Here is a 3,240-nt window from a genome sequence, read left to right as displayed (position 1 = left end):
GGTCAAAACCAGATCAAAAATTACGAACAAAGTCATTAAGGATTTGGATTTTCCGCGTTCGGCCATCATGGGAGGTGTTATAAGAAATGGCAAAGGCTTTATTCCTTTGGGCGATTTTAGGGTGCAGGAAGGCGATCGGGTTGTAGTATGTTGCCTTCCTAAGGCCATAACGGCTGTTGAACGGCTTTTCTTTTAAGAAGTAATATGTGCATGGAAATCTCCCAAGCTGGATTAAAGTTGCAAAGCGTGGAGCTCCGTTTTTTTATGCAAAATGATTTTAACCAATAGCATTGGATTTTAAAAAGAACATGAAACTTAACTTCAAAATAATCTTTTATTTTTTCGGGTTATTACTGCTTTTCAATGGTGGTTTCATTTTACTGTCCGCATTGGTGAGTTTTCTTTATCGCGATGGCGTTACTTTTGAATTGCTGGTTTCGGGACTGGTCGTGCTATTGGCCGGTGTGGTTTTAATGGTTCTCTCAAAAGCGCACACCAAAGTGATGAACAAGCGCGAAGGTTATATTGTGGTCGCTTTTGGATGGATCGTTATGGCAATTTCTGGTGCCTTGCCTTATTTGGCCACTGGAGTAATTCCTAGTTTTACCAGTGCTTTTTTTGAAACCATGTCGGGTTATACTACTACTGGTGCTACTATCATAAATGATATTGAGGCAGTGCCCAAAGGTGTTTTGTTTTGGCGTAGTATGACCCAGTGGATCGGTGGTATGGGTATCATTGTTTTGGCTGTTGCCATTTTGCCATTATTGGGTATCGGCGGTATGCAGTTGTTTTCCGCTGAAGCTCCCGTGGTAAATACCGATAAACTACATCCGCGCATAACAGATACTGCAAAGCGGCTATGGTTTATTTATTTTGGATATACTTTAGCAGAAGCCATTTTGTTGAAAGCAGCAGGGATGTCTTTTTTTGATGCTATTAATCATGCCATGAGTTCCTTGGCTACGGGCGGGTTTTCCACAAAGAACACGAGTGTAGCTTATTGGAATGACCAACCAATCATTCAGTACATTCTTGTCGTTTTCATGTTTTTTGGGGGCGTCAATTTTGTATTGAGCTATTATCTCTTTAAAGGAAAAATAAAGAAAGTATTGGGAGATGAAGAGCTGCAATGGTACGTTAGGTTTATAGCTGCATTTACGATCATTACTGCATTGATCATTTATTTTAGGGCAGATTTATCACTTTCCACACTCAATCATCCCATGGTTTTGGGGAAGGTTGAAAGTGCATTTAGGCACGCCTTGTTCCAAGTAGTGAGTGTGATCACAACCACGGGATTTATTAGTGCCGATTTCACGTTATGGACACCCTTTTTGACCGTACTATTTTTTGGTATGATGTTTTTAGGGGCCTCAGCGGGAAGTACCTCGGGTGGGGTAAAAGTCGTACGCCATTTGATATTGATAAAAAATGGATTTTTAGAATTTAAACGAGCCCTTCATCCTAATGCGGTTTTGCCAGTGCGCTATAATTCAAAAGCTATATCGGGTGAGGTGGTGTATAATATCCTTGGATTTTTTATTCTGTACATGATTTCGTTTATTGTTGGTGCTTTGGGTTTTTCAATGTTTGACATTGATTTTGAGTCTTCTGTTGGCTTGGCCGCCTCATGTTTGGGAAACACGGGCCCTGCACTTGGGCAATTCAGTCCGGTTAATAACTACTCGGCCTTGCCGCCATTAGCCCAATGGTGGACTTCCTTTTTAATGCTTATCGGGCGTTTGGAACTGTTTACCGTTTTGGTTATCCTGACACCTTTCTTTTGGAGGAATAGGTAGTTGATTTATAAAGTTTATTTTAGATTTTTCTGATTTAAATCCGATGTTGATTAAAAAAACATCCGCCTTGAAAGATCTCTCAAGGCGGATGCATATTAATGCTACTCTAATATTTGATTAATAACCAGGGTTTTGTTGTCCTTTTACTCCTGGGTTATTAGCTTCTTCTGTGTTTGGTATTGGCCATATAAATCTGAAATCATCATAAGGAATCCCTTTCACAACTAGGTTGGTTGGCATAACTCCTGATGCAGCATCATAGCCTATCGGTTTTCCATTTTCAACTTTAGCAGGAATACCATCAATAGGAGCTAAATCGTCTTTTTGTAATCTATGGATATCACTGTATCGATTTCCCTCCATTAAGAATTCGATCCGACGCTCTAATATAATAGCTTCGACCATGCTTTTATCAGTTGCTAAATCTGAGGCTTTATAGGATTGTGCCGTTGGATTGGCCAATGCACGATCTCTAACTTTATTTAGGTCATTTAAAGCATCATCTAATTTACCAGTTCTAGCCAAAGCTTCTGATCTATTTAGTAAAACTTCGGCGTAACGGATGAGAGGTGATTTATCTGACAAGGTACTGTAGTCACGGTATTTGTTAGTATATAGTACTTTACCAGATTTACGAACGAAGATGCCTTCTGAACTCATTGGATCGAATTCGTATTTTGGGTTTTCTGCTTTTAGAGCATCAATATCAACGGTAGCTCTTCTTTTATCATCATTCAGCCAGCCTGCATTGTTCCAGATTATTGGGCTAATGGCCACCAACTCTCTACGTCCATATTGAGAGCCAAGTGCACCGTTTACACCTGCATTTGAGTTTCCTGTTTGTTCAATAGAAAAAATGGTCTCCCCATTGCCTAAGTTTTGATCAAATACTCCGGAAGGCGCTTCTGTCAAGGCATATTTACCATCGAGTTTGTTGGCTTCTGCAATAACATTAGGCCAATCTCTCATGTGAAGGTAGACACGAGTTTTAAAGGCAATAGCGGCATCGCTCGAGACGTGTAATTCATCCGACCAATGTAAGCCTTTAATCTTTTTTTCAGCTTCAGTCAGATCATTCAGTACGAATTCATAAACTTCAGAGACTTTAGAGCGACCAGTAGCTCTGGCTTTTTCTAGCCCTTCTTCAGTGTTAACAGGCGTATCACTAATAATGGCTCCTAAGGCATTAGGATCTAATGAGTATGGACGGCTATACATTTTGTTCAACTCAAAAAGTGTAATGCCTCTAAAAAATTTAGCTTGTCCAATATAATCATCAGCTTCTTCTTGGGTAATGATTCCTTCAGCTGCTGCATTAGTTACGCCTTCAATTATTAAATTGGCTCGATTGATTAACGAGTAACCATCTGCCCAATAATACACGTTATTAGCAGAGCCTGAATTGTATTCTGCTTCATAGGTGATTTTGTAAAAAGAT

At 39.8% G+C, this 3,240-nt stretch carries 3 protein-coding genes; 2 read left to right on the top strand and 1 reads right to left on the bottom strand.

Annotated elements, in window-relative coordinates; all coding sequences use genetic code 11:
* Together VNJ50_RS00470 and VNJ50_RS00465 are read left to right on the top strand one after the other, a co-directional pair.
* Positions 1-196 (top strand): TrkA C-terminal domain-containing protein (locus VNJ50_RS00470; RefSeq protein WP_325578000.1); only part of this gene is annotated, 196 nt, incomplete at its 5' end.
* A 112-nt stretch (positions 197-308) separates the two neighbouring features.
* Positions 309-1,802: a TrkH family potassium uptake protein gene (locus VNJ50_RS00465; RefSeq protein WP_325577998.1), complete on the top strand. Its 1,494-nt coding sequence runs from the start codon at positions 309-311 to the stop codon at positions 1,800-1,802.
* 117 nt (positions 1,803-1,919) lie between these two features.
* On the opposite strand, the gene VNJ50_RS00460 is transcribed toward VNJ50_RS00465, so the two are convergent.
* Positions 1,920-3,240, bottom strand: a 1,321-nt coding sequence (locus tag VNJ50_RS00460) for a RagB/SusD family nutrient uptake outer membrane protein (protein WP_325577996.1), incomplete at its 5' end; no start/stop codon positions are given.

It is taken from the genome of Gelidibacter sp. (assembly GCF_035577925.1).
Taxonomy (GTDB): Bacteria; Bacteroidota; Bacteroidia; order Flavobacteriales; family Flavobacteriaceae; genus Gelidibacter.
Note: the sequence above shows the minus strand (reverse complement) of the source record. Positions and strands in the feature narration are given on the sequence as shown.